Source organism: Rhodobacter lacus (assembly GCF_042683065.1).
GTDB lineage: Bacteria > Pseudomonadota > Alphaproteobacteria > Rhodobacterales > Rhodobacteraceae > Rhodobacter > Rhodobacter lacus.
Map to the genome: position 1 here is coordinate 31,847 of NZ_JBHUIX010000004.1, position 26,133 is coordinate 57,979.

Below are 26,133 nucleotides of genomic sequence, written 5' to 3' on the forward strand. Positions count from 1 at the left end.
CGGGAGCGATCCCGGCCCTGCCCCACCCTGACGCGGCGGCAGAACCGCGCTTTTGACTGGAGGAAAAGATGCCCGCAAACCTGACCTTCGACGCGCTCAAGGCGGCCGTCGCCTCGGGCGAGATCGATACCGTGATCGCCTGCGCCTGCGACATGCAGGGCAGGTTGCAGGGCAAGCGCTTCCACGCGCAGCATTTCATCGACAGCGCCTTCGAGGAAACGCATTGCTGCAACTATCTGCTCGCCACCGACATGGAGATGGTCACCGTGCCGGGCTACAAATCGTCGAGCTGGGCGCGCGGTTATGGCGATTATGTGCTCAAGCCCGACCTCTCGACGCTGCGCCGCATCCCCTGGCTGCCCGCCAGCGCGCTCGTGATGTGTGACGTGCTCGACCACCACACCCATGAGCTTGTGCCGCATGCCCCGCGCACCGTGCTCAAGCGCCAGATCGAACGGGCGACGGCGATGGGCTTTGACGTGATGATGGCGACCGAGCTCGAATTCTTCCTGTTCGAGGAAAGCTATACCCAGCTTTTCGACGCCGGCTATCCGCTGCCCACGCCGATGGCACGCTACAATGTCGATTACGCACTGATGGGCACAGCCCGCGACGAAAAGATCATGCGTGACATCCGCAACCATCTTTATGGCGCGGGGATCCCGGTCGAATGCTCGAAGGGCGAGGCCGAAGCGGGTCAGGAAGAGATCAACGCGCGCTATTCCGAAGCGCTCGACACCGCCGACATGCATGCGCTGATCAAGATGGGGGTGAAGGAGATCGCGCAAAGCCACGGCGCCTCCGCCACCTTCATGGCAAAATATGATCACCGCAAGGCGGGCTCCTCGAGCCATATTCACCAGTCGCTCTGGAGGGATGGCAAGAACGCCTTTTACGACCCCAAGGCCGAGTACGGGATGAGCGAGATCATGCGCCATTTCCTTGCCGGGCAACTCGCCTTCTCGCGCGAGCTGAGCTATTTTCTTGCCCCCTACGTGAACAGCTACAAGCGCTTCTGCGTGGGCATGTTCGCCCCCACAAAGGCGGTCTGGTCGCTCGACAACCGCACCGCGGGCTACCGGATCTGCGGCGAGGGCTCCAAGAGCGTGCGCGTCGAATGCCGGATCGGCGGCGCCGATCTCAACCCCTATCTGGCCTGTGCGGCGCTTCTCGCCGCCGGGCTTGAGGGGATCGAGCAGATGCTCGATCCGGGCATGCCTGTCTCGGGCGATCTCTATCAGGCCGAGACCGCGCCCGAAGTGGCGCGCTCACTCAGCGAGGCGGCCGAGGCGCTCAGGGATTCCGTGCTCCTCAATCGGGTGATGGGAGCGGATGTGATCGAGCATTACTACCGCGCCGCGCGCTGGGAGATGGAAGAGATCTTGCGCGTGGTCACCGATCTGGAACGCCATCGCTGTTTCGAGCGGGCCTGATTTCAAGGTTTTACGGGGCCAGAGTGGCCCCAGAGGAAGGTCGACATGACGAAGATGATCCAGTGTATCTCACCGGTGGACGGGCGGGTCTATGCCGAGCGCCCGGCCTTGAGCCTGGTGGAGGCAGAAGACATGGCCGCGCGCGCCCGCGCGGCGCAGCCCGCCTGGGCCGCGCGCCCGCTTGAAGAGCGCATCGCGCTCGTCAAGGCCGGGGTGGCAAAGCTCAACGAGATGAAAGACCGGGTGGTGGAAGAGCTCGCCTGGCAGATGGGCCGCCCCACCCGCTTTGGCGGCGAATTTGGCGGCGTCAATGACCGCACCGCCTATATGTCTGAAATTGCAGAAAAATCGCTCGCGCCGATGATGGTGGAAGAGAGCGACAAGTTCCGCCGCTATATTGCGCGCGAGCCGGTGGGCGTGGTCTTCATCATCGCGCCGTGGAACTACCCCTACCTGACCACGATCAACACGCTCGTTCCCGCGCTGATCGCGGGCAATACGGTCGTGCTCAAACACGCCACGCAAACCATGCTGGTGGGCGAGCGCCTTGCCGAGGCCTTCCATGCCGCGGGCGTGCCGGAGGATGTGTTCCAGAACGTCTATCTCACCCATGACGTGACCGAGGCGCTGATCGGCGGGCGCGCCTTCAACTTCATCAACTTCACCGGCTCGGTGAAGGGCGGCGCCACGATCGAGCGCGCGGCGGCGGGCACCTTTGCCGGCGTCGGGCTGGAACTGGGCGGGAAAGACCCCGGCTATGTGATGGACGATGCCGATCTTGATGCCGCGGTCGACAGCCTGATGGACGGGGCGATGTTCAACGCCGGCCAGTGCTGCTGCGGCATCGAGCGGATCTATGTGCATGAAAGCCTCTATGACGCTTTCGTCGAAAAAGCCGTGGCCTGGGTCAAGGCGCTCAAGCTCGGCAACCCCTTCGAGCCGGAAAGCACGCTTGGCCCGATGGCGAACAAGCGCTTTGCGGCAATCGTGCGCGAGCAGATCGCCGAAGCGGTGGCAGAGGGCGCCGAGGCGCTGATCGACCCCGCGCTTTTCCCCGCCGATGACGGCGGCGCCTATCTCGCGCCGCAGATCCTCGTGAACGTCAACCACGAGATGCGGGTGATGCGCGAAGAAAGCTTCGGCCCCGTGGTCGGCATCATGTCGGTCAAGGACGACGAGGAAGCGATTGCCGCGATGAACGACAGCCCCTATGGGCTCACCTGCTCGCTCTGGACGGCAAACCCCGACCGCGCCGCCGAAATCGGCGCGCGCGTGGAAACGGGCACCGTGTTCATGAACCGCTGCGACTATCTCGATCCGGCGCTGTGCTGGACCGGCTGCAAGGATACCGGGCGCGGCGCCGCGCTCTCGGTGCTGGGCTATCAATCGGTCACGCGGCCGAAATCCTACCATCTCAAGAAGGTGACGAAATGAGCGTTCCGCGCATGAACTGGAACTATCCCACGGCGATCAAATTCGGCCCCGGCCGGATTGCGGAACTTGCCGAGCAGTGCAAGGCGGTGGGGATCACCAAGCCGCTGCTGGTGACTGACAAGGCGCTCTCGACGCTGCCGATCACCGCGGGCGCGCTGGATGTGCTCGAGACCGCCGGGCTTGGCCGCGCGATGTTCTCCGAGGTTGATCCGAACCCGACCGAGGCGAACATGATCGCGGGCATCGCCGTCTACAAGGCGGGCGGGCATGATGGCGTGGTCTGCTTTGGCGGCGGCTCGGCGCTCGACCTTGGGAAAATGATCGCGCTGATGGCCGACCAGCCGGCAAGCCTTTCGGTCTGGGAGCTCGAAGACATCGGCGACTGGTATACCCGCGCCGATGCCACGAAAATCGCGCCGATCATCGCCGTGCCAACCACCGCGGGCACGGGCTCGGAAGTGGGCCGCGCGGGCGTGCTGACAAACTCCGACACGCACAAGAAAAAGATCATCTTCCACCCGAAACTGATGCCCGCGGTCACGATCTGCGACCCGGAGCTGACGGTGGGCATGCCCGCCTTCATCACCGCGGGCACCGGCATGGATGCGCTCGCCCATTGCCTTGAGGCCTACTGCTCGCCGTTCTACCACCCGATGAGCCAGGGCATCGCGCTTGAGGGCATGCGGCTTGTGTTCGAGAACCTGCCCAAGGTCTATGCCAATCCGACCGACCTTGAAGCCCGCGCGCATATGATGAGTGCCGCGGCGATGGGCGCGGTGGCGTTCCAAAAGGGGCTCGGCGCGATCCATTCGCTCTCCCACCCCGTCGGCGCGGTCTATGGCACGCACCATGGCACAACGAACGCCTGCGTGATGCCGATGGTGCTCGATTACAACCGCGCCGCCATCGAGGACCGGATCGAGAAGGCCGCGGCCTATCTCGGCATTGCGGGCGGGTTTGACGGCTTCCGTGCCGCCATCGTGGCGCTGCGCAAGGAGCTGAAGATCCCCGAAACGCTGACCGCGATGGGCGTGAAGGCGGAAGACCTCGACATGCTCACCGAGATGGCGCTCGAAGATCCGTCCTGCGGCGGCAACCCGATCGAGATGACGCGCGAAAACACCCGCGCGCTCTTTGACGCCTGCATGTAACCGCCTGCGCGGGAGTGCAAGACCCTTGCCCGGCGGCGTTTCGCGCTTCGCCGGGCCTTTCTTGTGGCGCCGCTGCCGCTTTCCTGCGCGATGCGGCCCAAACCCGGCCCTGATTGATCTTTCGCTCTCGTCTGCAGAGCGAAATTGGGTATAACGACCCAAAGACTTCGGAGGACAGTGTGCAGTCAGCCTATCCGCACCGGCCCCAGACGGCCCGGCCCCAGACGGCTCAACCCCAGACCGCGCAAGATCGGCAGCGGTCATCACGCCCTGCCCTGCGCGCGCTCTTGCTTGGCGCCTGCGCGGCGCTTCTTTGCGCGCCCCTGCCCGGCCCGGCGCAGGCGGACCCGCTCGTCGGCACCAGCCGCAATACCTATGGCATGCCCGGCGTTGTCGATCTGCCGAGCGCCGAGGTCTTTCCAGACGGCGAACTCGGGGTCTCGATCACCGCAATCGGCGGCGGCACCTTCCGCAACACGCTGACGTTCCAGATCACTCCGCGCATCACCGGGGCGTTCCGCTATTCGCGCATCCCCGGTCTGAACCCGATCCAGGACAAGGTGACCGGCAAGGACACGGGCGAATTCGAAGCGCTCTATGACCGCTCTTTCGACATCCGCTACCAGATCTTCACCGAGGGGCGCTACCGCCCGGCACTGGCGGTGGGCCTCAACGATTTCATCGGCACCGGGGTCTATTCCTCGGAATATCTCGTTGCCACGAAAAGCATTGGCGAGCGGCTGCGCGTGACCGCGGGCCTCGGCTGGGGCCGCCTCGGCTCCTTTGGCTCGATCGCCACGATGGGCTCGCGCCCGGAATACAACTACGCCTCGAACGGCGGCCAGTTCAACGACAACAGCTGGTTCCGCGGCGATGTCGCGCCGTTCTTCGGCCTCTCCTGGGCGATGAACGACCGGCTCACGCTGAAGGCGGAATATTCCTCCGATGCCTATACCCAGGAAACGACACTGGGCGATTGGGACCGCAAGAGCCAGGTCAACCTGGCCGCAGATTATCTCGTGGCGGCCGATACGCATCTGCAGTTCTTCGTGATGCATGGCGACAAGATCGGGCTGCAATTCTCGCGCGCGATCAACCCGCACAACCCGCCCTTCCCCTCCGGCATCGAACGTGCACCGCTGCCGGTGCGCCCGCGCCCGCCGCGGAATGCCGATATTGCGGGTTGGTCCGGCTCCTGGAGCGCCGATCCGACCGCGCAGCCCGCGATTCAGGGCGCGCTGGCCGATGCTTTGGCGAAAGACGGCCAGGTTCTCGAATCGATGTCGCTCACCGCAACGCGCGCCGAGCTGCGGGTCAGCAACGAGACCTATGCCGCCCAGCCGCAGGCGATCGGCCACGTCGTGCGCACCGCCACCCGCGCGCTGCCGCCCTCGGTCGAGACGATCACCGTGACCTCGATGCGAAAGGGCATGGCGGTCTCTTCCGTCACCTTCCGCCGCTCCGATCTCGAACGGCTGGAAAACACTGCCGCAGGCCGCATTCTTGAGACCAGCACGATCACCGAGGCCGGGCGTGACCCGGCGCAGGTGGTGACCGACAATATCTTCCCGCGGTTCCGCTGGTCGCTCACCCCCTACGGCGAGATTTCGATCTTCGACCCCGACAATCCGCTGCGCGGCGATCTTGGCGCCCAGCTCAAGGGGCGGCTCGAATTTGCGCCGGGGCTGATTCTCTCTGGCACCGTCCGGCAAAAATTTGTCGGCAACCTTGACGACATCTCGCGGGTTTCTGATTCGCGTGCGCAACATGTGCGCTCCGATCTCGCCGAATACCAGAAACACGGCGATCTGACCCTGCGGGATCTGACGCTTTCCTATTACGCGCAACCGGCGCCCAGCCTCTATTCGCGCCTCACCGTGGGCTATCTGGAACGGATGTATGGCGGTGTGTCCGGCGAATTGCTGTGGAAACCCGTCGACAGCCGCCTTGCGCTCGGGCTCGAGGCCAACTGGGTGCGCCAGCGCGACTACGACCAGCGCTTCAGCTTCCTCGATTACGAGACCGCCACCGGCCATGCCTCCGCCTATTACGATTTCGGCGGCGGGTTCCTGGGCGAGCTTGATGTGGGCCGCTATCTGGCCAAGGACTGGGGCGCAACGGTTGCCATCGACCGCACCTTCGAAAACGGCTGGAAAGTCGGCGCTTTCGCCACCATCACCGACATGTCGAACGCCGAATATGGCGAAGGCTCCTTCGACAAGGGGATCCGTCTCTCGATCCCGGTGGTCTGGTCGACGGGCAAACCTTCGGTCAATACGCTCTCGGCGACGATCCGGCCGCTGCAACGCGACGGTGGCGCGCGGCTCGATATTGATGGCCGGCTCTACAATGTGGTCGACGCCGCCCAGACGGGCTCGCTTTATGACCAATGGGGACGGTTCTGGCGATGAAAATCACTCCTTTGGCCGGGCTCGCCGCGCTGCTGCTCGCGGCGACGGCGCTGACGGGTTGCGGCACCGATACCAATGATCTTGAGACCGGGCGCGAAGCCTTTTCCGAACTGCTCGGCACGTTCACGCCCAAGCGCGCCGGTGCCGCGCCCGCCGCAATCGACGTTGAAACAATGGCCCGCGAGGGCCTTACGGTGAACGCGGGCCCGCTGCTGATCGCCACGCTTGAGCAAAACAGCTCCACCTCGCTCTTTGCCATGCGCGGCGAGAACGGCACCATGCGCACCTGGATGTCCCCCTCGGGGCAGGCGCTGATCACGCGGGCAGGTGTTCTCGCCGGCACGCGCGGCTTTGGCCATGACATGATGTCGGCCGATGTCGATGCACTGGCCGCCAAACTCCGGGCCCGCAGCGCCGGTGCGGTGTCGATTGAGCTGCGCTTCCTCGACGGGCTCGGGCTGGAGCGCCCGCTGCCGCTTGACTGCACCCTCACCCCCGGCGCGACGGCGAGCTACAGCTTTGCCGGCATCGATTATTCCGGCGTGAAGATGGATGCGCATTGCTCCGGCCACGGCTTTGTTTTCGACAACGCCTATATCGTCGGCGCGGATGGGCGCATCCTGTCTTCGCGGCAATGGATCAGCCAGGAACTCGGCTATCTGACACTCCAGACGCTGCGAGACTGACGCGCCTCACAGCGCCCGCACAATGCCTCACAAGGCCCGGAGCGATGCTCCGGGCCTTTGCGCTGGCGGCGTCTCAACAGCCCGCACCTGCGCCGCCGCGCGCCTCGGGGGCGGCAAACCAAAAAGCCGGGAAGCATACGCTTCCCGGCTCGATGTCTTTGCCCAGATGGGCGAAAGATTAGTTCGACGAAGCCGCAACGGCAACGGCGACCAGCAGCAGCGCCGGCACGAGGATGCCCGAGGACGACGAGGTCGGAGCGGCGACGACCGGAGCGGCCTCGACGACCGGAGCGGTGTAGCCGCCAGCGAAAGCGGTGGAAGCCGACAGGCCAACGGCCAGGGCGAGAGTAGCGATCTTTTTCATGGTAATCTCCGTCATTGCTGTAGAGAGCCGCCAAGCCCGGCAGCATCGGGGCGAGGAAAGCACAGGCGCTGGTAAATGCAAAGGGGAAATCTTGGCCGAGCCCATGCAGCGAAAGCAAAGTGTTGCAGTTTCGCACGCCTGATTTGCCACATCATGCCGCGCCGCGGCATCCTGAGTTGCGGCGCTGTCGCAAAGGGGAAAAAACGACCCTCTTGCCGCCCCCGCCCGCCCCGGCCCCCGGCGGGCCCGCACAGCCGACAGGGACAGCCAACCCAGCCTTGAAGACGGGTGCCCCTCAGCCGCGCCGGCGCAGAACCAACGAAATCGTGAACACAAGCGCCGCCACGGCAACGATCGAGGGGCCGGCAGGGGTATCCAGCCGGAGCGAGGCGGTAAGCCCGCCCGCCACCGAAAACGCGCCAACGAGCGTGGCGCCAAGCGCCATCGTCTCGGGGCTGCGGGTGATTTGGCGCGCCGCCGCGGCAGGGACGATCAGCAAAGCCGCAATCAGCAAGGCCCCCACGATCTTGATGGCGACCGCCACCGTCACCGCAAGCGCGAGTGTCAGGATCAGCCGCGCCCGGCCCGGGTCCTGCCCCGAGGCCTGCGCGAGTTCCTCGTTCACGGTGGCGGTGAGCAACTCCTGCCAGCGCCAGAGCAGAAGCGCCAGCACGAGCCCCGCGCCGCCCCAGATCACCGCAAGATCGGCGCGGCTGACGGCAAGGATGTCTCCAAACAGGAACGCGCTCAGATCGACGCGCAGACCGGGGATGAATGAGGCCGTCACGAGGCCGAAGGCCAGCGCGGCATGGGCGAGCACGCCAAGCACGGTATCCATCGCATGCCCGCGCCCCGAAAGGGCCGCCACGGTCAGCGCCATCGCCAGCGCCACGGTGAGCGTGCCCGCATAAAGCGGCATGCCAAGCCCGAAGGCCAGCGCCACGCCGAGAATGGCCGCATGAGAGGTGGCATCGCCAAAATAGGCCATCCGCCGCCAGACCACGAAGGCCCCCAGGGGCCCAGTGGCGAGGGTGAGGCCGATACCGGCGAGCGCCGCGCGGATCAGAAAATCGTCAAGCATGGTCGTGCGTGCATTCGGGGCCGTGAACATGATGCGGATGGGCGGCATGGGGCGTGGACGGGTCATGGCCGTGACCTTCATCCGCCTCGTGGTCATGGTCATGCACATGGCGGTAGAGCGCGAAGGCGCCGCCCGTGCCAAGCCCGAAGAGCGCGCGATACTCCGGCGCCGCCGAGACCACCTTGGGCGCGCCCTCGCAGCAGACATGGCCATTGAGGCAGACCACGCGATCCGAAGCCGCCATCACCACATGCAGATCGTGGCTCACCATCAGCACCGCCACACCGGTCTCACGCCGGACCTCTTCGATCAGGCGGTAAAAGCCCGCGGTGCCGGGCTGGTCGAGCCCCTGGGTCGGCTCGTCAAGGATCAGGATATCGGGGCGGGTGAGAAGCGCGCGGGCAAGCAGCACGCGCTGGAACTGCCCGCCCGAAAGGCGCGCAAGCTGGCGGGAGCCAAGCCCCGGCACGCCGGTGCGTGCCAGCGCCGCCGCGGCCGCCGCATCGGAAACCCGGCGCGGCAAGGAAAGGAACCGGCGCACGGTGATCGGCAGCCCGGCGTCGATGTGCAGCTTTTGCGGCACATAGCCGATCACCAGACCGGGGGCACGGGTCACCTGCCCCGTTGCCGCCGGTTCAAGCCCGATCAGCGCCCGGATCAGCGTTGACTTGCCCGAGCCATTCGGGCCGACAACGGTGACGATCTCGCCTTTGGTGATGGTAAAATCCACCCCCGACAGCACCGTGGCCTCGCCATGGCGCACCGAGAGCTTCTCGGCGGTGATCAGCGCGGTCAAAGCGTGCCCTCCAGCTTTGCGCGGCAGGTTGGGCAGAGCCCCAAAGCCTCGAAACTGGCGCGTTCGACTGCAAAGCCGAGCCCCTGCGCAAGGCTGTCAAGGGCGGCACGCAGCGGTGCGGCCCCCGCCTCGGCCACGGTATCGCATTCGCGGCAGATCAGGAACACCGGCGCATGGCTCTCACCGGGATGCATGCAGGCGGCAAAAGCGTTCAGCCGTTGCACCCGATGCGCCAGCCCCGCCTCGACCAGAAATTCGAGCGCGCGATAGGCCACGGGGGGTTGATTGCCAAACCCTTCCGAGGCGAGCCGGTCAAGCACCTCATAGGCCCCCATCGCGCGATGCGCCTCCAGCAAGATCTCGAGCACGCGCTTGCGCACCGGCGTGAACCGCAGGCCGCGCCGCTCTGCCTCGGCCTGCGCGCGCGCCAGCACCTCTCCGGCGCAATGCGCATGGTCATGATGCGCAAAGGCGTTTTCGACATCGCTCCCGCCCGCCGGGGCGTGCCGGGGGGCTTCGGGGCTGTTCCCAGACATGTTACCTTATCACATTTCTCTTGACCTGTTATCCTGTAACATAGATAAGCGGACCCCGACCCGCAAGGTCCACATCCGCTTCCGGAGAGAGAGATGAGAAAGACCCCGTTGCTGGCCCTTCTGGCCGCCCTGCCCGCCCCCGCCCTGGCTGAAGTGCCGCAAGTGATGACCGATCTGCCGGTGATACAATCGCTCACCGCTCAGGTGATGGGCGATCTGGGCACGCCCGCGGTGCTGCTCGAACAAGGCGGCAACGCGCACAGCTACCAGCTCAAGCCGAGCCAGGCGGCGGCGCTGCAATCGGCCGATCTGGTGATCTGGGTCGGGCCGGAGATGACGCCCTGGCTTGAGCGCGCGCTCGACACGGTGGCCGGCTCGGGCGCACGGCTCGCCCTTTTGCACACGCCCGGCACCCATCTGCAGGATTTTGGCGGCGCGCCCCATGCCGAGCATGGCGACGAAGATCATGATCTCGCCGCGGAGGCGCATGACCACGCGGCGCACGCCGAGGGCGCGGAAGACCACGACCACGCGGAAGAGGGCGAGGAGCATCACGACCATAGCGGGCTCGACCCGCATGCCTGGCTGGCGCCCGAAAACGCCGAGATCTGGCTCGACCAGATCGCCGCGACGCTCTCCTCCGCCGATCCCGAGCATGAGGCGACTTACGCAGCCAATGCGAAGGCCGCCAAGGCCAGCGTGGCCGCGCTCGATGCAAGGCTGCAGGCGGAACTCTCCCCGGTGGCGGGGCGCCCCTTCGTGGTGTTCCACGCCGCTTACGGATACCTTTCGGCGCATTACGGGCTCGACGTGGTGGGCGCGGTCAACCTTGGCGATGCCACCGCGCCCGGGGCGGCGCATCTGGCCGAGCTGCGCGCCGATCTGGCCCAGAAAGGCGTGGTCTGCGCCTTCCCCGAGGCCCAGCATGACCCGAAGCAGATCGAGATGCTGCTCGAGGGCACGCAAGTCAAGCTCGGAGACGCGCTTGATCCCACCGGCTCTGCGCTCTCCTACGGCCCGGATCTCTATGCCCAGCTCCTGCAGGGGCTCGCTGATACGCTGACCCGTTGCCTGCGCCCCTGATCGGCGCACATCCTCTTGTTTCCCCGGGGGGTTCGTGAAACTCTCCGGGCGCAAGGGGGAGCGATGAGCGCCGATATCCGCCGTTTCGGTACCACATCTTCGGGGCAAGAGGTCCGCGCGGTCACGCTGCGCGCGGACGAGCTGACATTGCGCCTTTTGACGCTTGGGGCCACCTTGCAGGATCTGCGTCTGGCGGGCACGCCCTGGCCGCTGATCCTTGGCGCAGAGAGCCTGAGGGCCTATGAGACCGCCCTGCCCTGGTGCGGCGCGGTGGTGGGGCCGGTGGCGAACCGGCTGGCACAGGGCCGGATCACGATTGCCGGAGAGCTGTGGCAAGGGCTGCCGAATGACGGAGAGCATCTGCTCCATTCCGGCGCGGCGGGCGTGTCGCAGCAGATCTGGGAGATCGAGGCGGCGACAGGCTCGGAGGTCACGTTCCGGCTCTCGCTCCCGCATGGTGCCGCCGCGCTCCCCGGCAATCGCGTGATCCGCGCGCACTACCGCATCGAGCCGCCCGCCACGCTCGCGCTGACGCTCAGCGCGACGAGCGATGCGGAAACGCTGATGAACCTCGCCCATCACCCCTACTGGACGCTGGACGGCCGCCCAGACACCCGCGGGCACCGGCTTGAGGTTGCCGCATCGCACTATTTGCCAACCGATGCCGAAAACCTGCCGCGCGCGCCGGTCCCGGTCGCGGGCACGGGTCATGACCTGCGCGCCCCCCGCCTGCTTTCGGATCTGCCGCCGCTCGATCACAATTACTGCCTCGACGGGGACTGCCTCGAGGGGGCGGGGCTGCGCGTGGCAGCCCGGCTCACCGGCGCCTCCGGCGTTGGTCTGGTGCTGGAGACGGATGCGCCGGGGCTTCAGGTCTATGACGGGCGCGCCATCGGCGCGGTGCCGGTGATCGGGCTCACCGGCGCGCCTTATGGCCCTTATGCGGGCCTTGCGCTTGAGCCGCAGATGTGGCCCGATGCGCCCAACCACAAGGACTTCCCCGCCATCACGCTCGCCCCGGGCGCGCTGTGGCGCCAAGAGACCCGGCTGCATCTGCACCGCGGTGCGCCCGAGGCCGCACCCGCAGGGGCCGCCGCGAGGAGAGCATGATGACCACGACCCCGCCCGCCGCCGAAGTGACCGCGCTCTTCTCCGATCTGGCCACCCGCTTTGGCTTCTCGCGGGCCGCGGGCGCCTGCCTCGGCACGATCTGGCGCGCCGCGCAGGCCCCCTCGGCGGAAGACCTGTGCACCGCGCTCGGCCTCTCGCGGTCCAATGTCTCGGTGGCCCTCAAAGAGTTGCGGCAGGCGGGGCTGGTGCAGGTGGCCCGCGCGCCCGGAACGCGGCGCGATTTCTATGTGGCCGACCCGGACCCGTGGGCGCTGCTGCGCGCAGCCCTTGCCGACCGGCACCGCCGCGAGATCGCGCCGCTCACCGCGCGCCTCGCCAGCCTCGCCGCCCAGCCCGAGCCCGATCCGCGGATCGTCGCGCTGGCCACGATGAGCGGCGCGGCCGAAGACTGGATGATGCGGCTGACCCGCCGCGACAGCGCCGATTTTGCCCAGATTTTGGGCCAGGATCGCGCCGAAAAGAAAAAGAAAAAGCACGCCCGCGAGAAGTGACGCGGAAACTGCGCGGCCCAAAAGGCGCGGCGGCAGCCGAACGCCCGCACAGGTCATGGCGCCGACGCGATCAGTGCAGCCGCTTTGGCGCGCTCGCATCCTCGCATCCGCTTGCCGGATCGGCCTCTTTCTTGGCGCGCCGGGGCGCGGCGGCTTGCGCCCGAGGGCCTGCCCCCGCCGCACTCTTTGTCATCGCGCGCACCGCGCCCGTGCTCTCTGCCTGAGCCACCGTGCGTCCGGCCGTGCGTCCGGCCGCGCCCGCACGTGCCAGCGCGCCCCCCCGCACATCTGGCCGGCTCGCCTCGGCACGCTCATCGGGCACCGACATCAGATCCTCGATGAACAGGCTGACAAGCTGGCTGCGGGCCGACACCCCGGCCTTGCGATAGATCGCCGCCGTCTGCGCCTTCACCGTTCCTTCGGAGGTCTCGCGCAGGCGCGCGATCTCCGCAAGGCTCAACCCCTTGATCGCAAACAGCGCCACGTCGCGCTCGGCCGGGGTCAGATGCCATTCGCCGAAACGCTCGTCGAGCAGGTCGGCAAAAGCGCTTGAGGCCCGGCGCAACCCCTCGCGCGCCACATGCGCCTCTCGCCGCAAGCTCAGCACCACATGTGCGCTGAACGCAAGCCCGACCAGAAGCGCCAGCGCCGCCCCGATCTCAAAGGCCTCCCGCAATTGCCAGTCGATCGGCGCCAGCGCGATGCCAAAAAGCGCGGCCAGAATACCCGAGACGAAATAAAGCGCCGCCACCGCCTGCACCGCAAAGAGCGGCACAACCACGAAAAGCGAGCCAAGTCCGCTGCGCCGCCACCGCGCCCGAACGGCATCGAGCCTCTCGGCAAAGGCAGGGTGAGGCAGAAGCGAGGGCAGATCCTTCATCGTCAAAACCCCGCACCGGCATTTGAGCCGGAAGAACCGCCCGCTCCCCCCGGACCACCGGGACCACCGGGACCTCCGGGGCCGCCCGGACCACCGGGACCACCAGGGCCTCCGGGGCCGCCGCCCGGACCAGCGGGGCCCGCGGGGCCACCCGGACCTCCGGGCCCGCCCGGACCTGCGGGGCCACCCGGGCCAGCGGGGCCACCGGCCGCCGCCTTCCCGCTTCCGCCCGGTCTGGGGCGCTTGGGCGGGGTGTCCACTGCCCCCGCCACCGGGCGGGCGTAATCGCGCAAGATCTCGCCGTTGCGCGGATCAAGCACGATCTCGCGTTGCCCCGGCGCGCCCTCGGCCACGATCCGCGTGCGCCGCAGCCATGTGGTGGAAATGTCGATAGAGCTGTAGCCCTCGGCCTGCAGCTCGGCAACGATCTGCTGTTGCTGATCGGCAAACGCCGGACCCGCCACCACAAGGGCGAGCCCCAGAAGAACCCCCGTCGTGCCGCGTTGCGCCATGGCCGCCTTCCCTTCGTGGTTTGATCTGCGTTCGAGACAATCTGCGGTTGCCCGCGCCGAGGCACCCCGAGAGCCGGGCTCCGGGCCGTGTCACGTTCACAAGACGCGCGCCCGGGCGCAAAAGCAAGCTGCGCGGGACCCGGTCCATAGGCTTTCACGCTGCGATGAAGGCGATTTAAACCTTGGTGATAGAGGCAGGCAGACGGGGCCCGCGCCCTGACCGCCCTCCCCGGACCTTGCTCTCCGGGTGGGCAGGACGCATCGCCGCAAATCTGCTTTCTCAGTCAGGCGCGCCGGCGCCAGGGCGATGACGCGACCGCTGCCGCGGGCGGAAACGCGATCATCGGCGCTTGGGCTTTTCGGGCAACGTTACGCGGGCGCGGGGTCTGACCGGCGCGCGTTTTACCGGCGCCAGCCTGACCGAAGCCCCCGGCCCAAGGGCGGCGCATAACGCTTTGGCCCATCTGGGGCTCCGGGCCGAGAACCAGATCCCATGCCGTGGCGCAGACGGCGCGCCGGTGCATGGACCCGGATCAGATCTTCATTTCGAAGCCGAGGTGTTTGGCAACGGTGAAGATGTCCTTGTCGCCACGCCCCGAAAGGTTGGCCACGATAATATGGTCCTTGGGCAGGCCCGGTGCGATCTTCATCACATGGGCGAGCGCATGGCTCGATTCCAGCGCCGGGATGATGCCTTCGGTGCGGCAGCAGAACTGGAACGCCTCCAGCGCCTCCCTATCGGTGATCGACACATATTCGGCCCGGCCAATGTCATGCAGCCAGCTGTGCTCCGGCCCGATGCCCGGATAGTCGAGCCCGGCCGAGATCGAGTGGCCTTCGAGGATCTGCCCGTCCTCGTCTTGCAAAAGGTACGTGCGGTTGCCATGCAGCACGCCCGGACGCCCGCCGGTGAGCGAGGCGCAATGCTCCATCCGGTCATCCACGCCATGCCCGCCCGCCTCGACGCCGATGATCTTCACCGATTTGTCGTCCAGGAACGGGTGGAACAGGCCCATCGCATTCGAGCCCCCGCCCACAGCGGCGATGATCGTGTCGGGAAGCCGCCCCGCGCCTTCTTGCTGCTCAAGCTGCCAGCGCGTCTCGCGGCCGATGATGGACTGGAAGTCGCGCACCATCGCCGGATAGGGCGCCGGGCCTGCCACGGTGCCGATGCAGTAAAACGTATCGCGCACATTGGTCACCCAGTCGCGCAGAGCATCGTTCATCGCATCCTTGAGCGTGCCGCGGCCCGAGGTGACGGGATGCACTTCGGCGCCCAGAAGCCGCATGCGGAACACGTTCGGCGCCTGCCGCTCAACATCGGTCGCGCCCATGTAGACCACGCATTTGAGCCCGAATTTCGCGCAGACGGTGGCCGTCGCCACGCCATGTTGGCCCGCGCCGGTCTCGGCGATGATCCGGGTCTTGCCCATGCGCCGCGCCAGCAAAATCTGGCCGAGCACGTTGTTGATCTTGTGCGCGCCGGTATGGTTGAGCTCTTCGCGCTTGAGATAGACCTTGGCGCCGCCCAGCTCCTCGGTCATGCGGGGCGCAAAGTAGAGCGGCGAGGGGCGGCCCACGTAATCGCGCCACAAAAGCTCCATCTCGGCCCAGAACTCCGGGTCGGTCTTGGCATGCTCATAGCGCGCCTCAAGTTCGAGGATCAGCGGCATCAGCGTTTCCGAGACAAAACGCCCGCCATGAAGGCCAAAGCGCCCGCGCTCATCGGGTGCGGTTCTGAAGCTGTTGAGCAGATCGTCGGCCATGGTCATTCCCCTCATACCTGCCCCGCAGATAGCGCGCCGGCCCCGCAGGGTAAAGTTCCGCCTGTTCATCTTGCCGGAAATATCCCGGGGGTGTGGGGGCAGCGCCCCCACCCGGCCCTCACGCCCCGCGCGCGGCGGCCACAAAAGCGGCAATCTTGGCGGCATCCTTGACGCCCGGCGCGCGCTCGACACCGGAAGACACATCCACCTGTGTCGCCCCGGTCAGGCGCACCGCCTCGGCCACATTCTCGGGCGTCAGCCCGCCTGCAAGCATCCAGGGCCGCGCCCAGTCGCGCCCGGCAATCAGCCGCCAGTCGAAGGCGAGCCCGTTGCCGCCCGGCAGCGGCGCGCCCTTGGGGGCCTTGGCATCGATGAGGATCTGATCGGCCACCGCCTCGTAATCGGCAATCGCCGCCAGATCGGCCGCCTCGGCCACGCCCACGGCCTTCATCACCGGAAGCCCGGTGCGCGCGCGCAATTGGGCGACGCGCGCGGGGCTTTCCTTCCCATGAAGTTGCAGCATGTCGAGCGGCACGGCAGCGGTGATCGCATCGATCAGCGCATCCTCGGCATCGACGACAAGCGCCACCTTGGCGAGCCCCATCGGCACCGAAAGCGCGAGTTCGCGCGCGTCGGATAGCTCAAGATGCCGGGGCGAGCGCGGAAAGAACACAAGGCCCACATAGCCCGCCCCCGCCGCCTGCGCGGCCTCCACATCTGCGGGCGTTTTCAGCCCGCAGATCTTGCAGCGCACCCCGCCGGGGCGGCCGCGATTGACAGCGATGGTAACCACCTGCCCGCTCAGCCGCGGGGTTTTTCGAGCAGCGCCAGAACGTCGTCTTTCGGACCTTGCGTCTTGGCCTTGAGCCGTCCCAATTCGCGCTCAAGATTGGCGGCCTTTTTCGTCGCCTTGCGCGCGGTGGAGCGGAAGCGCATTTCGCGCAGATATTCCCAGACGAAGCCGATCAGGAGCCCCAGCCCCATCCCCGCGAAGATCACGAGGAAGAGCGGCACCTGCAACCGCCAGTTCATGCCCAGATAGGTCTCGGCCTCGGCGGGCAAGAGCTGCAGCGTGACGAGGTCGCGGTTCGACATCGCCAGCGTCACCAGCACCAGGGCCAGCACGAGAAGGAACAGATAGCGGATCAGGCGGATCATCTGGGGTCTTACTCCTCTGCCCCGTTCAGCCGGTCCCGCAGAAGCTTGCCGGTCTTGAAGAAGGGGACGTGTTTTTCGTCTACCGCGACGGAGCTGCCCGTGCGCGGGTTGCGCCCCGTTCTAGCATCCCGTTTCTTCACCGAAAAGGCGCCGAAACCGCGCAACTCCACCCGGTCCCCGCGCGCCATCGCCTCGATGATCTCCTCAAAGATCGTGTTCACGATCTTCTCGACATCGCGCTGGAACAGATGTGGGTTTTCCTCGGCAATCTTGGCGATCAGTTCAGATCGGATCATGGTCGTCCCCCCTGGGGGCCTGAGGTTCGCGGCCCGTTTTCGATTTGCTCAATTATAATGGCAATTTGCGACGGCACAAACAGCAAAGGCTTGGAAAAACGGGGGATTTAGCGGTCGAGAAGGGCATTGCGCAGCCTCCGGGGCACTCCGTCGCAACGTCAATGCGCCGCGGGCAGGCCTCGCGGGCTTTGCCGCCCATCCCGCCCATCCCGTCACACGGCGAAACGAATCGCCCAAAACAGAAGGCCCCGCACATGGCGGGGCCTTCGACCACCCTTGCGGGTATGGCTTATTCGCGGCCCTTGAGCGCAGCGCCGAGGATGTCGCCGAGCGAGGCGCCCGAGTCGGACGAGCCGTATTGTTCCACGGCTTCTTTCTCTTCGGCGATCTCGCGCGCCTTGATCGACACGCCGAGCTTGCGGGTTTTGCTGTCGACGTTGACAACGCGCACATCCACGTGGTCGCCCACTTGGAAACGCTCGGGGCGTTGGTCGGCACGGTCACGGGCAAGGTCGGAACGGCGGATGAAGGACTTCATGCCGTTGTATTCGACCTCGATGCCGCCATCTTCGATCGCGGTCACGGACACGGTGATCACCGAGCCGCGTTTCACGCCATCAACCGCATCCGAGAAGGTGTCGGCATCGAGCGCCTTGATCGAAAGCGAGATGCGTTCCTTGTCGATATCCACTTCGGTGACGGCGGCCTTGACCACGTCGCCCTTGCGGTAATCCTGGATCGCTTCCTCGCCGCGCTTGTCCCACGACAGGTCCGACAGGTGCACCATGCCGTCGATGTCGTTGTCGAGGCCGATGAACAGACCGAATTCGGTGATGTTCTTCACTTCGCCTTCGATCATGCTGCCCACCGGATGGGCATCGGCAAACGATTCCCACGGGTTGCGCAGGCATTGCTTGAGGCCAAGCGACACACGGCGTTTCGCGGTGTCGATCTCGAGCACCATGACGTCGACTTCCTGGCTGGTCGAAACGATCTTGCCGGGGTGGACGTTTTTCTTGGTCCAGGACATTTCCGAGACGTGCACCAGACCTTCGACACCGGCTTCGAGTTCGACGAATGCGCCGTAGTCGGTGATGTTGGTGACGCGGCCCTTGTGCACCGAGCCGATCGGGAATTTCTGCTCGACCGAATCCCACGGATCGCTTTGCAGCTGCTTCATGCCGAGGCTGATGCGGTGCGTGTCCTTGTTGATCTTGACGACCTGAACCTTGACGGTTTCGCCGATCGACAGGATCTCCGACGGATGGTTGACGCGGCGCCAGGCCATGTCGGTGACGTGGAGCAGGCCGTCCACACCGCCAAGGTCAACGAAGGCACCGTATTCGGTGATGTTTTTCACCACGCCGTCGACGATCTGGCCTTCCGAGAGGTTGCCGATCACTTCGGCGCGCTGTTCGGCACGCGATTCTTCGAGAATGGCGCGACGCGAGACAACGATGTTGCCGCGGCGACGGTCCATTTTCAGAATCTGGAACGGCTGCTTCAGACCCATGAGCGGGCCGGCATCGCGCACCGGGCGGACATCGACCTGGCTGCCGGGCAGGAAGGCCACGGCGCCGCCGAGGTCGACCGTGAAGCCGCCCTTGACGCGGCCGAAGATCGCGCCGTCGACGCGCTCTTCCGAGGCGTAAGCTTTTTCCAGACGATCCCAGGCTTCCTCACGGCGGGCTTTCTCACGCGAGATCACCGCTTCGCCGCGCGCGTTCTCGACGCGGTCGAGGTAAACTTCGACCTCGTCGCCAACGGCGATCGAGGGAGCTTCACCCGGGTTGGCGAATTCTTTCAGATCAACGCGGCCTTCCATCTTGTAGCCGACGTCGATGATGGCCTGGCCCGCCTCGATGGCGATGACCTTGCCCTTGACGACCGAACCCTCGTTCGGGGTGTCGATCTCAAAGCTCTCCTGCAGGAGGGCTTCAAATTCTTCCATGGTTGCTTTGGCGCACATGCGTCTGAGTTTCCTTTACATGGGTTTGACTGGCCATGCGGTTGGCTCCGCCGGTCTTTCGTTGCGAATATCGCAAGGGGGCAGCTTGTGGCCACCCCCTCGGACGAGGCCCCTATAGGCGCGAATCAGCCCCGGGGCAAGGATTTGTTGGCTTTGCGGCCTGCGACCGCGCGCTCAGTCGATGCGGGTGACAAGCTCGTCAAGCGGCTTGCGCACCTTCTTCATGCCAAGCAGCCAGTCGCCCTCGGCGGCGCGGTAGCCCAGCGGCATCAGCGTGACGGAGCGCAGCCCCTTCTCACGCAGGCCGAGAATGTCGTCGACCTGGGCCGGATCGAAGCCTTCCATCGGCGTCGCATCGACCTCATCTTCGGCGGCCTGGGCAAGCGCCATGCCAAAGGCCAAAAACGCCTGACGCGCGGCATGGTCGGCGTTCACGTTGGCCGGACGCGGCAGGTAAGCCGCTTTCAGGTTCTCGTAATAGGGCGCCACCATCTCGCGCGGCACGCCGCGCTCGGCCACCATCATATCGACCACCGCATCGATGCGGGCCTCGGTGTAATTGTCCCACGCCGCGAACACGAGCACATGCGAACCGTCGGTAAGCTGGCTTTGACCGCCCGCCGCCGCGCGCAGCTTGGCGCGGGTCTCGGCGTTCGTCACCACGAAGATCTCGAAAGGCTGGATCCCCGAAGAAGTCGGCGCGAGCTGCGCGGCCCGCAGGATGCGCGCCAGTTTCTCTTCCGGGACGGCCTTGGCGGGGTCCATCTTCTTGGTGGCATAGCGCCAGGTGAGCGTGTCGATGAGCATGGGAATCCTTTCGTGCCGTCAGCGGCCGGTGCGCGCAAGATATGCGCAGTCTGCGCGCCTGCAATCGCGCACTTTGCGCGCCTGCGCACCTTGCCCATGCGCAAAAGCGCAAAATCAGCCGGGAAGACGCGCCAGGACCTCGGCACAGGCCGCGGCCACCGCCGCCTCGACGCTCATCCCGGAAGTGTCGATCAACACCGCATCTGCCGCGGGCTTGAGCGGCGCATCGGCGCGGGTCATGTCGCGCTCGTCGCGCGCGCGCACCTCGGCCAGAACCTGCGCTTCCTCGCCCCCCACCTCGAGCCAGCGCCGATGCGCGCGCACCTCGGCAGACGCGGTGACGAAAAGCTTCACCTCCGCATCCGGGCAGATGACGGTGCCAATGTCGCGGCCATCGAGCACCGCCCCGCCCGCGCGGCGGGCAAAATCGCGCTGATAGTCGAGAAGAGCTTGGCGCACCTCCGGGATCACCGCCACTTTCGAGGCGGCCTGCCCCGCCTCCATCGTGCGCAAATCATCGCGCGCAAGATCTTCGGGCGAGAGCGCGCGCGCCGCTTCCACAGGGTCGCCCCCTTTCATCCCGACAGCGCGGTAAAGCGCGCCGGTATCAAGATGGGCAAAGCCGAAACGCTCGGCCACCGCGCGCGAGATCGTGCCCTTGCCCGCCGCTGCCGGCCCGTCGATCGCTACTGTGAATTGCATGCCGCCCTCATATGTCTGCGGTCGGAGCCTCCGGCGGGGATATTTAAGGCAAGATGAAATGGGCTTTCGTCTTGCCCTAAATATCCCCCGCGGAGCGTCCCGAAGGTTCAATCTGCGCGCGTGATGGTGGCGCCGAGCCCGCGCATCAGATCCTCGAACACCGGGAAGGAGGTGGCGATCGGCGCGCCGTCATCCACCGTGATCGGCTGCTGCGCCGCCAGCCCCAGCACGAGGAAGCTCATCGCGATGCGGTGGTCGATATGGGTGGCCACCGTCGCCCCCCCCGGCACGCCATCCGGGCCGCGCCCGTGCACGATCAGCGTGTCGTCATCTTCCTCGACCGTGACGCCGCAGGCCTCAAGGCCCCGCGCCATCGCATCGATCCGGTCACTTTCCTTCACGCGCAGCTCATGCACGCCCGGCATCACCGTGATGCCCCGCGCACAGGCGGCAACGGCGGCGAGCACCGGATATTCGTCGATCTGGCTGGCCGCACGCGCCGCTGGAACGGTGATGCCGGAGAGTTCCGAATAGCGCACGCGCAAATCCGCCACCGGCTCGCCGCCCTCTTCGCGTTCGTTGAGAAAGTCGATCCGCGCGCCCATTTCCTTCAGCGTGAGGAAGAGGCCATTGCGGGTCGGGTTCTGGCTCACGCCGGGCACAAGGATGTCTGATCCCGGCACCAGCAGCGCGGCGCAGACCGGGAAAGCCGCGGAAGAGGGGTCGCGCGGCACGGCAACCGTTTGCGCCGTAAGCTCGGGCTGGCCCTTCAGTGTGATGCGGTTGCCCTCCGGCGTCGCCACGACCGTCACCTCGGCCCCAAAGCCGCGCAGCATCCGCTCGGTATGATCCCGCGTCGGGGTTTTCTCGATCACGACGGTCTCGCCCGGCGCATTGAGGCCCGCGAGCAGCACCGCCGATTTCACCTGCGCCGAGGCCATCGGCGTGGTGTAGCTCACCGGCACCGGCTCAGCCGCGCCCACAACCGTCATCGGCAGCCGCCCGCCCTCGCGCCCGTAGGCGCGCGCGCCAAAGAGCGCGAGCGGGTCCGTCACCCGCCCCATCGGGCGTTTGCGCAAGCTTGCATCGCCGGTGAAGGTGGCCGAAATCGGCGACGTGGCCATGCAGCCCATGATCAGCCGCACGCCTGTTCCCGAATTGCCGCAATCGATCACATCGGCGGGTTCGGCAAAGCCGCCCACGCCCACCCCTTCAACCGACCAATGGCCGGGGCCGTGCTGGATCACGGTGGCGCCAAAGGCGCGCATCGCTTTTGCCGTGTCGAGCACGTCCTGCCCTTCGAGAAGGCCGGTGATTTCGGTGCGCCCGACGGAGAGCGCGCCAAGGATCAGCGCGCGATGCGAGATCGACTTGTCGCCGGGCACGCGGGCCTCGCCCGAAAGCGCGCCGCCCTTGCGCGAGACCATGGGAATGGGGTCACCGTGACCGGACATGGAAGCCTCCCTGTTGCTGGCCTGCTCTTAACGCATGCCCGCGCGCCCCGGAAGCCCCCGTTTGGCCACCGCCCGGTCCGCCGTCAGGCGCGCCGGAAGGTGGCGTAATCGGGCGTGCGACCCTCGCGCAGCGCCTTTTGCTCGTAACGGGTGGAGATCCAGTCCTCCCAGGGCGCGGGCGTATGGGCGGTGAGCGCAAAACCCGCCTTCGGTGCCTCGCGCAGGGCCTGTTTCATGTAGTCGGGGATATCGGTGGCCACGCGGAACTCGGCGCCCGGCGCAAGAATGCGGTGGAGCGGCAGCAGGTGGTCTTGCGTCACGAAGCGGCGGCGATGGTGGCGGCGTTTGGGCCAGGGGTCGGGATAGTTCAGGAAGGCCTTGGCGACAGAGCCTTCGGGCAGCACTTCCATCACATCGCGCGCATCGCCGGGCCAGATGGCGACATTGGCAACACCGGCGGCGCGGATCTTGCCCAAAAGCATCGCCACGCCGTTGATGAAAGGTTCGCAACCGAGGATGTTGATGCCCGGATAGCGCGCCGCCATATGCACCATATGCTCGCCCCCGCCAAAGCCGACCTCCAGCCAGAGCGGTGCGTCATTGCCAAAGATCGTGCCGGGGTCGATCACCTCGCGCCCCGGGTTCTCCTCTTTGGAGATCCCCTGCGGGGTGAGCGAGGCGAGATCTTCGCTCAGATAGGTTTTCTGGCTCGGCCGCATCGTCTTGCCCGAGCGGCGCCCGTAGAAGTTGCGCCATTCGGGCGCGGCCTCGGAGGAGGCCGCGGCGGGATCGGGGTTTTGGGGCGCGGGACTATCGGTCATGGCCGCGCCTCTAGGCGTGCGCGCACGACGGGTCAAGCCCTTCCCCCAAAATGCCGCCGAAAACCCGCGCGTCACGGCGGGACGGATCCTATTTTCGCTTCGGCAGAGCCGAAACGACCCGGCGGGGGGCGCTGCCCCCCGCACCCCCCGGGATATTTCGGGCAAGGAGAAAGGGCATTTGCGGCCAGATGCGCGCCCTGAGCCAATTTTCATCGCGGGAAAAGAGGCGCGCCGGGGGGGTGCGGGGGGGCTATGCCCCCCCGCCGGGTCGCCGGAAGCCGGAGAGGGGCTTTGCCCCTCTGCCGCGCTGACGGCGAAAGCCCTTGGGGGAAAGGACGCACAAGGTCCGGGTACGAAAAAGGGGGCCGCAGCCCCCTTCCTTTGGTTTGTCTGACCGGATCAGAGCGCTTTTTTCAGCGCCTCGACCAGATCGGTTTTTTCCCAGCTGAAGCCGCCATCGGCCTCGGGCGCACGGCCAAAGTGGCCATAGGCCGCGGTGCGCGCATAGATCGGGCGGTTCAGGTCAAGATGGGTGCGAATGCCGCGCGGGGTCAGATCCATGCATTCGGCCACGATCCGCTCGATCACCTCGTCGGGCACTTCGCCGCTGCCATAGGTATCGGCATAGATCGAGAGCGGCTTCGCCACGCCGATCGCATAGGAAACCTGGATCAGGCATTTCTTCGCCAGCCCCGCCGCGACGACGTTCTTGGCGAGGTAGCGCGCGGCATAGGCGGCCGAGCGGTCCACCTTGGTCGGGTCTTTGCCCGAGAAGGCGCCGCCGCCATGGGGCGCCGCCCCACCATATGTATCCACGATGATCTTGCGGCCTGTAAGCCCCGCGTCCCCATCCGGCCCGCCGATGACAAAGGTGCCGGTCGGGTTCACCCACCATTCGGTTCTTTCGTCGATCCAGCCTTCGGGCAGCACTTCACGAATGTAGGGCTCGACGATGGCGCGGATGTCGTCCGAGGTCTGGCTTTCGTATTTGTGCTGGGTCGAGAGCACGATCGAGGTCACGCCCACGGGCTTGCCGTTCTCGTAGCGCACCGAAAGCTGCGATTTCGCATCGGGCCCGAGCGTCGGCGCCTCCCCCGATTTGCGCGCCTCGGCGAGACGGCGCAGAATCGCATGGGAATACTGGATCGGCGCGGGCATCAGTTCGGGCGTTTCGTCGGTGGCATAGCCGAACATGATGCCCTGGTCGCCCGCCCCGTCCTTGTCGACGCCCTGGCTGATATGCGCCGATTGCGGGTGCAGATAGTTGGCGAAATTCAGCGTCGCCCAGTGGAAGGCATCTTGCTCATAGCCGATATCCTTCACGCATTCGCGCACGATCCCGTCGATCCGGGTCATGAATTCGGCAAGGCGCGTCTTGTCCGAAAGGCCGACCTCGCCGCCCACCACCACCTGGTTCGTGGTGGCGAAAGTTTCACAGGCAACGCGGGCATTGGGTTCTTCGGCAAGGAAGGCATCGAGGACGGCATCGGAGATGCGGTCGCAGACCTTGTCGGGATGGCCCTCCGAAACGGATTCGGAGGTGAAGACGTAGTTCGTGCGAGACATTGGGAAGTGCTCCATTAGAGAATTTCACCCGCCCCGCCAGGAAGCCGTTGGGACGGATGATCCTGCCTAGACCCGCATTTTGCGCCGGTCAACGCGCGCAAAGCGCGCAGGGGCAAAAATTGCCACCATCGCCAGAAATAGCGCAAGGCCCAGAGGATAATCCCCTGTTTTCGCGTAGATTGTCGCAGGCGCGGCGGGGGGAAGGGGCGCGTCGATCACGCCTTGCACGCCCATGCCGAGGCTGGAGAGCACCCGCCCGCGCGCGTCGATCAGCGCGCTCACTCCGGTATTGGCCGAGCGCGCGAGCGGCAGGCCGAATTCGATCGCACGGAATCGGGCCTGCGCCAGATGCTGCCAAGGCCCGGAGAAGGTGCCAAACCAGGCGTCATTGGTGATCTGCATGAGCCAGTCGGGGCGCGGATCATCGCCCGAGATCTCATCGGCGAAGACCGCCTCATAGCAGATCAGCGGCTGCGCCCGGCCAAGGGCGCCCAGATCCAGCACCATGCGATGCGCCCCCGCCGAATAGCCGTTCCCCTCCTGCGCGGCAAAGGCGCTGATGCCGATCTTTGCAAAAGCATCGCCAAAGGGGATGTATTCGCCAAAGGGGACCAGATGCACCTTGTCGTAAAGGGCGCTCACCTGCCCGCCCGCGCCGATCACGGCGAGCGAATTGTAATAGCGCGCGCCCTCCGCGCGCTGGATCCCAAGCGCCACGGGCTTGCCCGCAGCGGCCTCGGCCACCATCGCAAGCCCCGCACCGGGATCATTGAGCAGGAACGGCACTGCCGTTTCGGGCCAGAGGATGAGATCCGGCGCGGGCTTGCCCGCAGCGGGCGGCTGCGCCGTCAGATCGAGATGACGAAAGAAGAACTGTTCGGCGTAATCGGGGCGCCATTTCAGATCCTGCGGCGCGTTCGGCTGCACGATGCGCAGGTTGACGGGCGCGGCGCGCTCCGGCAGCGGCGCGGTGCGCAACACGATCCCGCCGATCCAGAGCCCGACCAAGACGGCAACCGCGACCGCAAGCGCGATCAGGCGTCGCGCCGGCACCAGCCAGGGCGCGGCCGCCACGCCCAGCGTCACAAGCCCGAGCCCCTGCGCGCCGATGATCGCGGCGAATTGTGCCACCGGTGTCTCAAGCCAGATATGGCCAAAGAGCACCCAGGGAAAGCCGGTGAAGATATAGGAGCGCACCAGATCCGCGGTGAGCAGCCCCACCACCATGCCGGCCGCGCGCGAAGGCTCCCCCACCCCCAGCTTCACGCCAAGCCCGATGCCGAGCGCCCAGAAAAGCCCAAAGCCCAACGCCATGAAAAACAGCGCAAAAGGCGCCATCCAGCCATAGACATCGGGCTCGACGAAGAACGGATCAATGATCCAGAACATCGCCACCGCCGCATAGCCCATGCCGGCAAAGAGCCCCGCCTTGAAGGGCGCGGTGCGCAGGGCAAGCGGAAACAGCAGGCTGAGCGCCGGGAGCGCGAGCCACCAGAGCCCGAAGGGCGCCTGACCGAGCGCCACCCCCGCGCCAAGAAGAGCTGCCAGCGCCCAGACAAGCGGGCGCCAGATCGGATTGTAGCCAGCAGGAACGCGCATTCAGAT

General features: G+C 66.3%; 25 protein-coding genes and 1 riboswitch. Of the genes, 8 read left to right on the forward strand and 17 right to left on the reverse strand.

The genetic code is table 11. The features are described 5' to 3' along the window. Positions 1–68: 68 nt before the first annotated feature. From ACFSM0_RS03595 to ACFSM0_RS03615, 5 genes are all read left to right on the forward strand, one after another. A complete protein-coding gene (locus tag ACFSM0_RS03595) occupies positions 69–1,433 on the forward strand; it encodes a glutamine synthetase family protein (protein ID WP_377387290.1) in 1,365 nt (454 codons plus the stop codon). A gap of 45 nt (positions 1,434–1,478) precedes the next feature. Further along, on the forward strand, positions 1,479–2,867 hold the full coding sequence (locus ACFSM0_RS03600; RefSeq protein WP_377387293.1) for an aldehyde dehydrogenase family protein: 1,389 nt from the start codon (positions 1,479–1,481) through the stop codon (positions 2,865–2,867). Beyond that, positions 2,864–4,018: an iron-containing alcohol dehydrogenase gene (locus ACFSM0_RS03605; protein WP_377387296.1), complete on the forward strand. Its 1,155-nt coding sequence runs from the start codon at positions 2,864–2,866 to the stop codon at positions 4,016–4,018. The genes ACFSM0_RS03600 and ACFSM0_RS03605 overlap by 4 nt, the downstream gene beginning before the upstream one ends. 287 nt (positions 4,019–4,305) lie before the next feature. After that, complete coding sequence (locus tag ACFSM0_RS03610; protein WP_377387299.1) at positions 4,306–6,429, forward strand: YjbH domain-containing protein; 2,124 nt, start codon at positions 4,306–4,308, stop codon at positions 6,427–6,429. Continuing rightward, complete coding sequence (locus ACFSM0_RS03615) at positions 6,426–7,115, forward strand: YjbF family lipoprotein (RefSeq protein ID WP_377387302.1); 690 nt, start codon at positions 6,426–6,428, stop codon at positions 7,113–7,115. Before ACFSM0_RS03610 ends, ACFSM0_RS03615 begins: the two co-directional genes overlap by 4 nt. Before the next feature lie 178 nt (positions 7,116–7,293). Here ACFSM0_RS03615 and ACFSM0_RS03620 read toward each other — a convergent pair whose 3' ends face one another. The 4 genes from ACFSM0_RS03620 to ACFSM0_RS03635 all read right to left on the reverse strand — a co-directional run bounded on the left by ACFSM0_RS03620 (position 7,294) and on the right by ACFSM0_RS03635 (position 9,892). Beyond that, positions 7,294–7,479: a hypothetical protein gene (locus tag ACFSM0_RS03620; protein WP_377387305.1), complete on the reverse strand. Its 186-nt coding sequence runs from the start codon at positions 7,477–7,479 to the stop codon at positions 7,294–7,296. Positions 7,480–7,774: 295 nt separating this feature from the next. Continuing rightward, on the reverse strand, positions 7,775–8,560 hold the full coding sequence (locus tag ACFSM0_RS03625; protein ID WP_377387308.1) for an iron chelate uptake ABC transporter family permease subunit: 786 nt from the start codon (positions 8,558–8,560) through the stop codon (positions 7,775–7,777). Then, positions 8,553–9,356, reverse strand: a complete 804-nt coding sequence (locus ACFSM0_RS03630) for an ATP-binding cassette domain-containing protein (protein WP_377387311.1) — start codon at positions 9,354–9,356, stop codon at positions 8,553–8,555. Before ACFSM0_RS03630 ends, ACFSM0_RS03625 begins: the two co-directional genes overlap by 8 nt. Further along, positions 9,353–9,892 (reverse strand): Fur family transcriptional regulator, encoded by a 540-nt coding sequence (locus ACFSM0_RS03635; protein WP_377387314.1) that lies wholly within the window; start codon positions 9,890–9,892, stop codon positions 9,353–9,355. The genes ACFSM0_RS03630 and ACFSM0_RS03635 overlap by 4 nt, the downstream gene beginning before the upstream one ends. 93 nt (positions 9,893–9,985) lie before the next feature. Between ACFSM0_RS03635 and ACFSM0_RS03640 the strand changes: the two genes are divergently transcribed. From ACFSM0_RS03640 to ACFSM0_RS03650, 3 genes are all read left to right on the forward strand, one after another. Then, positions 9,986–10,975: a zinc ABC transporter substrate-binding protein gene (locus tag ACFSM0_RS03640; RefSeq protein WP_377387317.1), complete on the forward strand. Its 990-nt coding sequence runs from the start codon at positions 9,986–9,988 to the stop codon at positions 10,973–10,975. A gap of 63 nt (positions 10,976–11,038) precedes the next feature. Beyond that, on the forward strand, positions 11,039–12,085 hold the full coding sequence (locus ACFSM0_RS03645; protein ID WP_377387320.1) for an aldose epimerase family protein: 1,047 nt from the start codon (positions 11,039–11,041) through the stop codon (positions 12,083–12,085). After that, positions 12,085–12,597, forward strand: coding sequence for a GbsR/MarR family transcriptional regulator (locus tag ACFSM0_RS03650; RefSeq protein ID WP_377387323.1), 513 nt, complete (start codon positions 12,085–12,087; stop codon positions 12,595–12,597). The genes ACFSM0_RS03645 and ACFSM0_RS03650 overlap by 1 nt, the downstream gene beginning before the upstream one ends. 70 nt (positions 12,598–12,667) lie before the next feature. Here the strand turns inward: ACFSM0_RS03650 and ACFSM0_RS03655 are convergent, their stop codons facing one another. The 13 genes from ACFSM0_RS03655 to lnt form a co-directional block, all read right to left on the reverse strand. Continuing rightward, positions 12,668–13,477: a helix-turn-helix transcriptional regulator gene (locus ACFSM0_RS03655; RefSeq protein WP_377387326.1), complete on the reverse strand. Its 810-nt coding sequence runs from the start codon at positions 13,475–13,477 to the stop codon at positions 12,668–12,670. 2 nt (positions 13,478–13,479) lie between these two features. After that, on the reverse strand, positions 13,480–13,989 hold the full coding sequence (locus ACFSM0_RS03660; RefSeq protein WP_377387329.1) for a hypothetical protein: 510 nt from the start codon (positions 13,987–13,989) through the stop codon (positions 13,480–13,482). A 533-nt stretch (positions 13,990–14,522) separates the two neighbouring features. Then, entirely contained in the window at positions 14,523–15,755 is a 1,233-nt protein-coding gene (gene trpB, locus ACFSM0_RS03665; RefSeq protein ID WP_377387332.1) for a tryptophan synthase subunit beta, read from the reverse strand. Positions 15,756–15,873: 118 nt separating this feature from the next. Further along, the gene (locus tag ACFSM0_RS03670; protein WP_377387335.1) at positions 15,874–16,548 is read right to left on the reverse strand and encodes a phosphoribosylanthranilate isomerase; all 675 of its coding nucleotides are present in this window, start codon (positions 16,546–16,548) and stop codon (positions 15,874–15,876) included. Between the two features lie 8 nt (positions 16,549–16,556). After that, positions 16,557–16,913, reverse strand: a complete 357-nt coding sequence (locus ACFSM0_RS03675) for a LapA family protein (RefSeq protein WP_377387338.1) — start codon at positions 16,911–16,913, stop codon at positions 16,557–16,559. 8 nt (positions 16,914–16,921) lie between these two features. Then, positions 16,922–17,209 carry an integration host factor subunit beta gene (ihfB, locus tag ACFSM0_RS03680; protein WP_097068101.1) on the reverse strand — a complete coding sequence of 96 codons (288 nt, stop codon included), beginning with the start codon at positions 17,207–17,209 and terminating at the stop codon, positions 16,922–16,924. Between the two features lie 289 nt (positions 17,210–17,498). Next, positions 17,499–19,178 (reverse strand): 30S ribosomal protein S1, encoded by a 1,680-nt coding sequence (gene rpsA, locus ACFSM0_RS03685; RefSeq protein WP_377387342.1) that lies wholly within the window; start codon positions 19,176–19,178, stop codon positions 17,499–17,501. Positions 19,179–19,352: 174 nt separating this feature from the next. Beyond that, on the reverse strand, positions 19,353–19,985 hold the full coding sequence (locus tag ACFSM0_RS03690; RefSeq protein ID WP_377387345.1) for an NAD(P)H-dependent oxidoreductase: 633 nt from the start codon (positions 19,983–19,985) through the stop codon (positions 19,353–19,355). Between the two features lie 114 nt (positions 19,986–20,099). Continuing rightward, positions 20,100–20,687 (reverse strand): (d)CMP kinase, encoded by a 588-nt coding sequence (locus tag ACFSM0_RS03695; protein ID WP_377387348.1) that lies wholly within the window; start codon positions 20,685–20,687, stop codon positions 20,100–20,102. 107 nt (positions 20,688–20,794) lie between these two features. Next, positions 20,795–22,141: a 3-phosphoshikimate 1-carboxyvinyltransferase gene (aroA, locus tag ACFSM0_RS03700; protein ID WP_377387351.1), complete on the reverse strand. Its 1,347-nt coding sequence runs from the start codon at positions 22,139–22,141 to the stop codon at positions 20,795–20,797. Between the two features lie 83 nt (positions 22,142–22,224). Beyond that, complete coding sequence (gene trmB, locus ACFSM0_RS03705; protein ID WP_377387354.1) at positions 22,225–22,962, reverse strand: tRNA (guanine(46)-N(7))-methyltransferase TrmB; 738 nt, start codon at positions 22,960–22,962, stop codon at positions 22,225–22,227. A gap of 399 nt (positions 22,963–23,361) precedes the next feature. Beyond that, the gene (gene metK, locus ACFSM0_RS03710; RefSeq protein WP_377387357.1) at positions 23,362–24,528 is read right to left on the reverse strand and encodes a methionine adenosyltransferase; all 1,167 of its coding nucleotides are present in this window, start codon (positions 24,526–24,528) and stop codon (positions 23,362–23,364) included. Positions 24,529–24,535: 7 nt separating this feature from the next. Beyond that, positions 24,536–24,587, reverse strand: a riboswitch (SAM-SAH riboswitch). 7 nt (positions 24,588–24,594) lie between these two features. Next, a complete protein-coding gene (lnt, locus tag ACFSM0_RS03715) occupies positions 24,595–26,127 on the reverse strand; it encodes an apolipoprotein N-acyltransferase (protein WP_377387360.1) in 1,533 nt (510 codons plus the stop codon). Positions 26,128–26,133: the final 6 nt, after the last annotated feature.

Excerpts from the sequence above, each read along its gene's own strand:
- ACFSM0_RS03675 (WP_377387338.1), bottom strand. The coding sequence starts at position 16,913 with ATGATCCGCCTGATCCGCTATCTGTTCCTTCTCGTGCTGGCCCTGGTG.
- ACFSM0_RS03650 (WP_377387323.1), top strand. The coding sequence starts at position 12,085 with ATGACCACGACCCCGCCCGCCGCCGAAGTGACCGCGCTCTTCTCCGAT.
- ACFSM0_RS03615 (WP_377387302.1), top strand. The coding sequence starts at position 6,426 with ATGAAAATCACTCCTTTGGCCGGGCTCGCCGCGCTGCTGCTCGCGGCG.
- ACFSM0_RS03635 (WP_377387314.1), bottom strand. The coding sequence starts at position 9,892 with ATGTCTGGGAACAGCCCCGAAGCCCCCCGGCACGCCCCGGCGGGCGGG.
- ACFSM0_RS03620 (WP_377387305.1), bottom strand. The coding sequence starts at position 7,479 with ATGAAAAAGATCGCTACTCTCGCCCTGGCCGTTGGCCTGTCGGCTTCC.
- ACFSM0_RS03690 (WP_377387345.1), bottom strand. The coding sequence starts at position 19,985 with ATGCTCATCGACACGCTCACCTGGCGCTATGCCACCAAGAAGATGGAC.
- ACFSM0_RS03605 (WP_377387296.1), top strand. The coding sequence starts at position 2,864 with ATGAGCGTTCCGCGCATGAACTGGAACTATCCCACGGCGATCAAATTC.
- metK (WP_377387357.1), bottom strand. The coding sequence starts at position 24,528 with ATGTCTCGCACGAACTACGTCTTCACCTCCGAATCCGTTTCGGAGGGC.
- ACFSM0_RS03695 (WP_377387348.1), bottom strand. The coding sequence starts at position 20,687 with ATGCAATTCACAGTAGCGATCGACGGGCCGGCAGCGGCGGGCAAGGGC.
- ACFSM0_RS03645 (WP_377387320.1), top strand. The coding sequence starts at position 11,039 with ATGAGCGCCGATATCCGCCGTTTCGGTACCACATCTTCGGGGCAAGAG.
- ihfB (WP_097068101.1), bottom strand. The coding sequence starts at position 17,209 with ATGATCCGATCTGAACTGATCGCCAAGATTGCCGAGGAAAACCCACAT.
- trmB (WP_377387354.1), bottom strand. The coding sequence starts at position 22,962 with ATGACCGATAGTCCCGCGCCCCAAAACCCCGATCCCGCCGCGGCCTCC.
- ACFSM0_RS03655 (WP_377387326.1), bottom strand. The coding sequence starts at position 13,477 with ATGAAGGATCTGCCCTCGCTTCTGCCTCACCCTGCCTTTGCCGAGAGG.
- lnt (WP_377387360.1), bottom strand. The coding sequence starts at position 26,127 with ATGCGCGTTCCTGCTGGCTACAATCCGATCTGGCGCCCGCTTGTCTGG.
- ACFSM0_RS03640 (WP_377387317.1), top strand. The coding sequence starts at position 9,986 with ATGAGAAAGACCCCGTTGCTGGCCCTTCTGGCCGCCCTGCCCGCCCCC.
- trpB (WP_377387332.1), bottom strand. The coding sequence starts at position 15,755 with ATGGCCGACGATCTGCTCAACAGCTTCAGAACCGCACCCGATGAGCGC.
- ACFSM0_RS03625 (WP_377387308.1), bottom strand. The coding sequence starts at position 8,560 with ATGCTTGACGATTTTCTGATCCGCGCGGCGCTCGCCGGTATCGGCCTC.
- ACFSM0_RS03595 (WP_377387290.1), top strand. The coding sequence starts at position 69 with ATGCCCGCAAACCTGACCTTCGACGCGCTCAAGGCGGCCGTCGCCTCG.
- aroA (WP_377387351.1), bottom strand. The coding sequence starts at position 22,141 with ATGTCCGGTCACGGTGACCCCATTCCCATGGTCTCGCGCAAGGGCGGC.
- ACFSM0_RS03600 (WP_377387293.1), top strand. The coding sequence starts at position 1,479 with ATGACGAAGATGATCCAGTGTATCTCACCGGTGGACGGGCGGGTCTAT.
- rpsA (WP_377387342.1), bottom strand. The coding sequence starts at position 19,178 with ATGTGCGCCAAAGCAACCATGGAAGAATTTGAAGCCCTCCTGCAGGAG.
- ACFSM0_RS03660 (WP_377387329.1), bottom strand. The coding sequence starts at position 13,989 with ATGGCGCAACGCGGCACGACGGGGGTTCTTCTGGGGCTCGCCCTTGTG.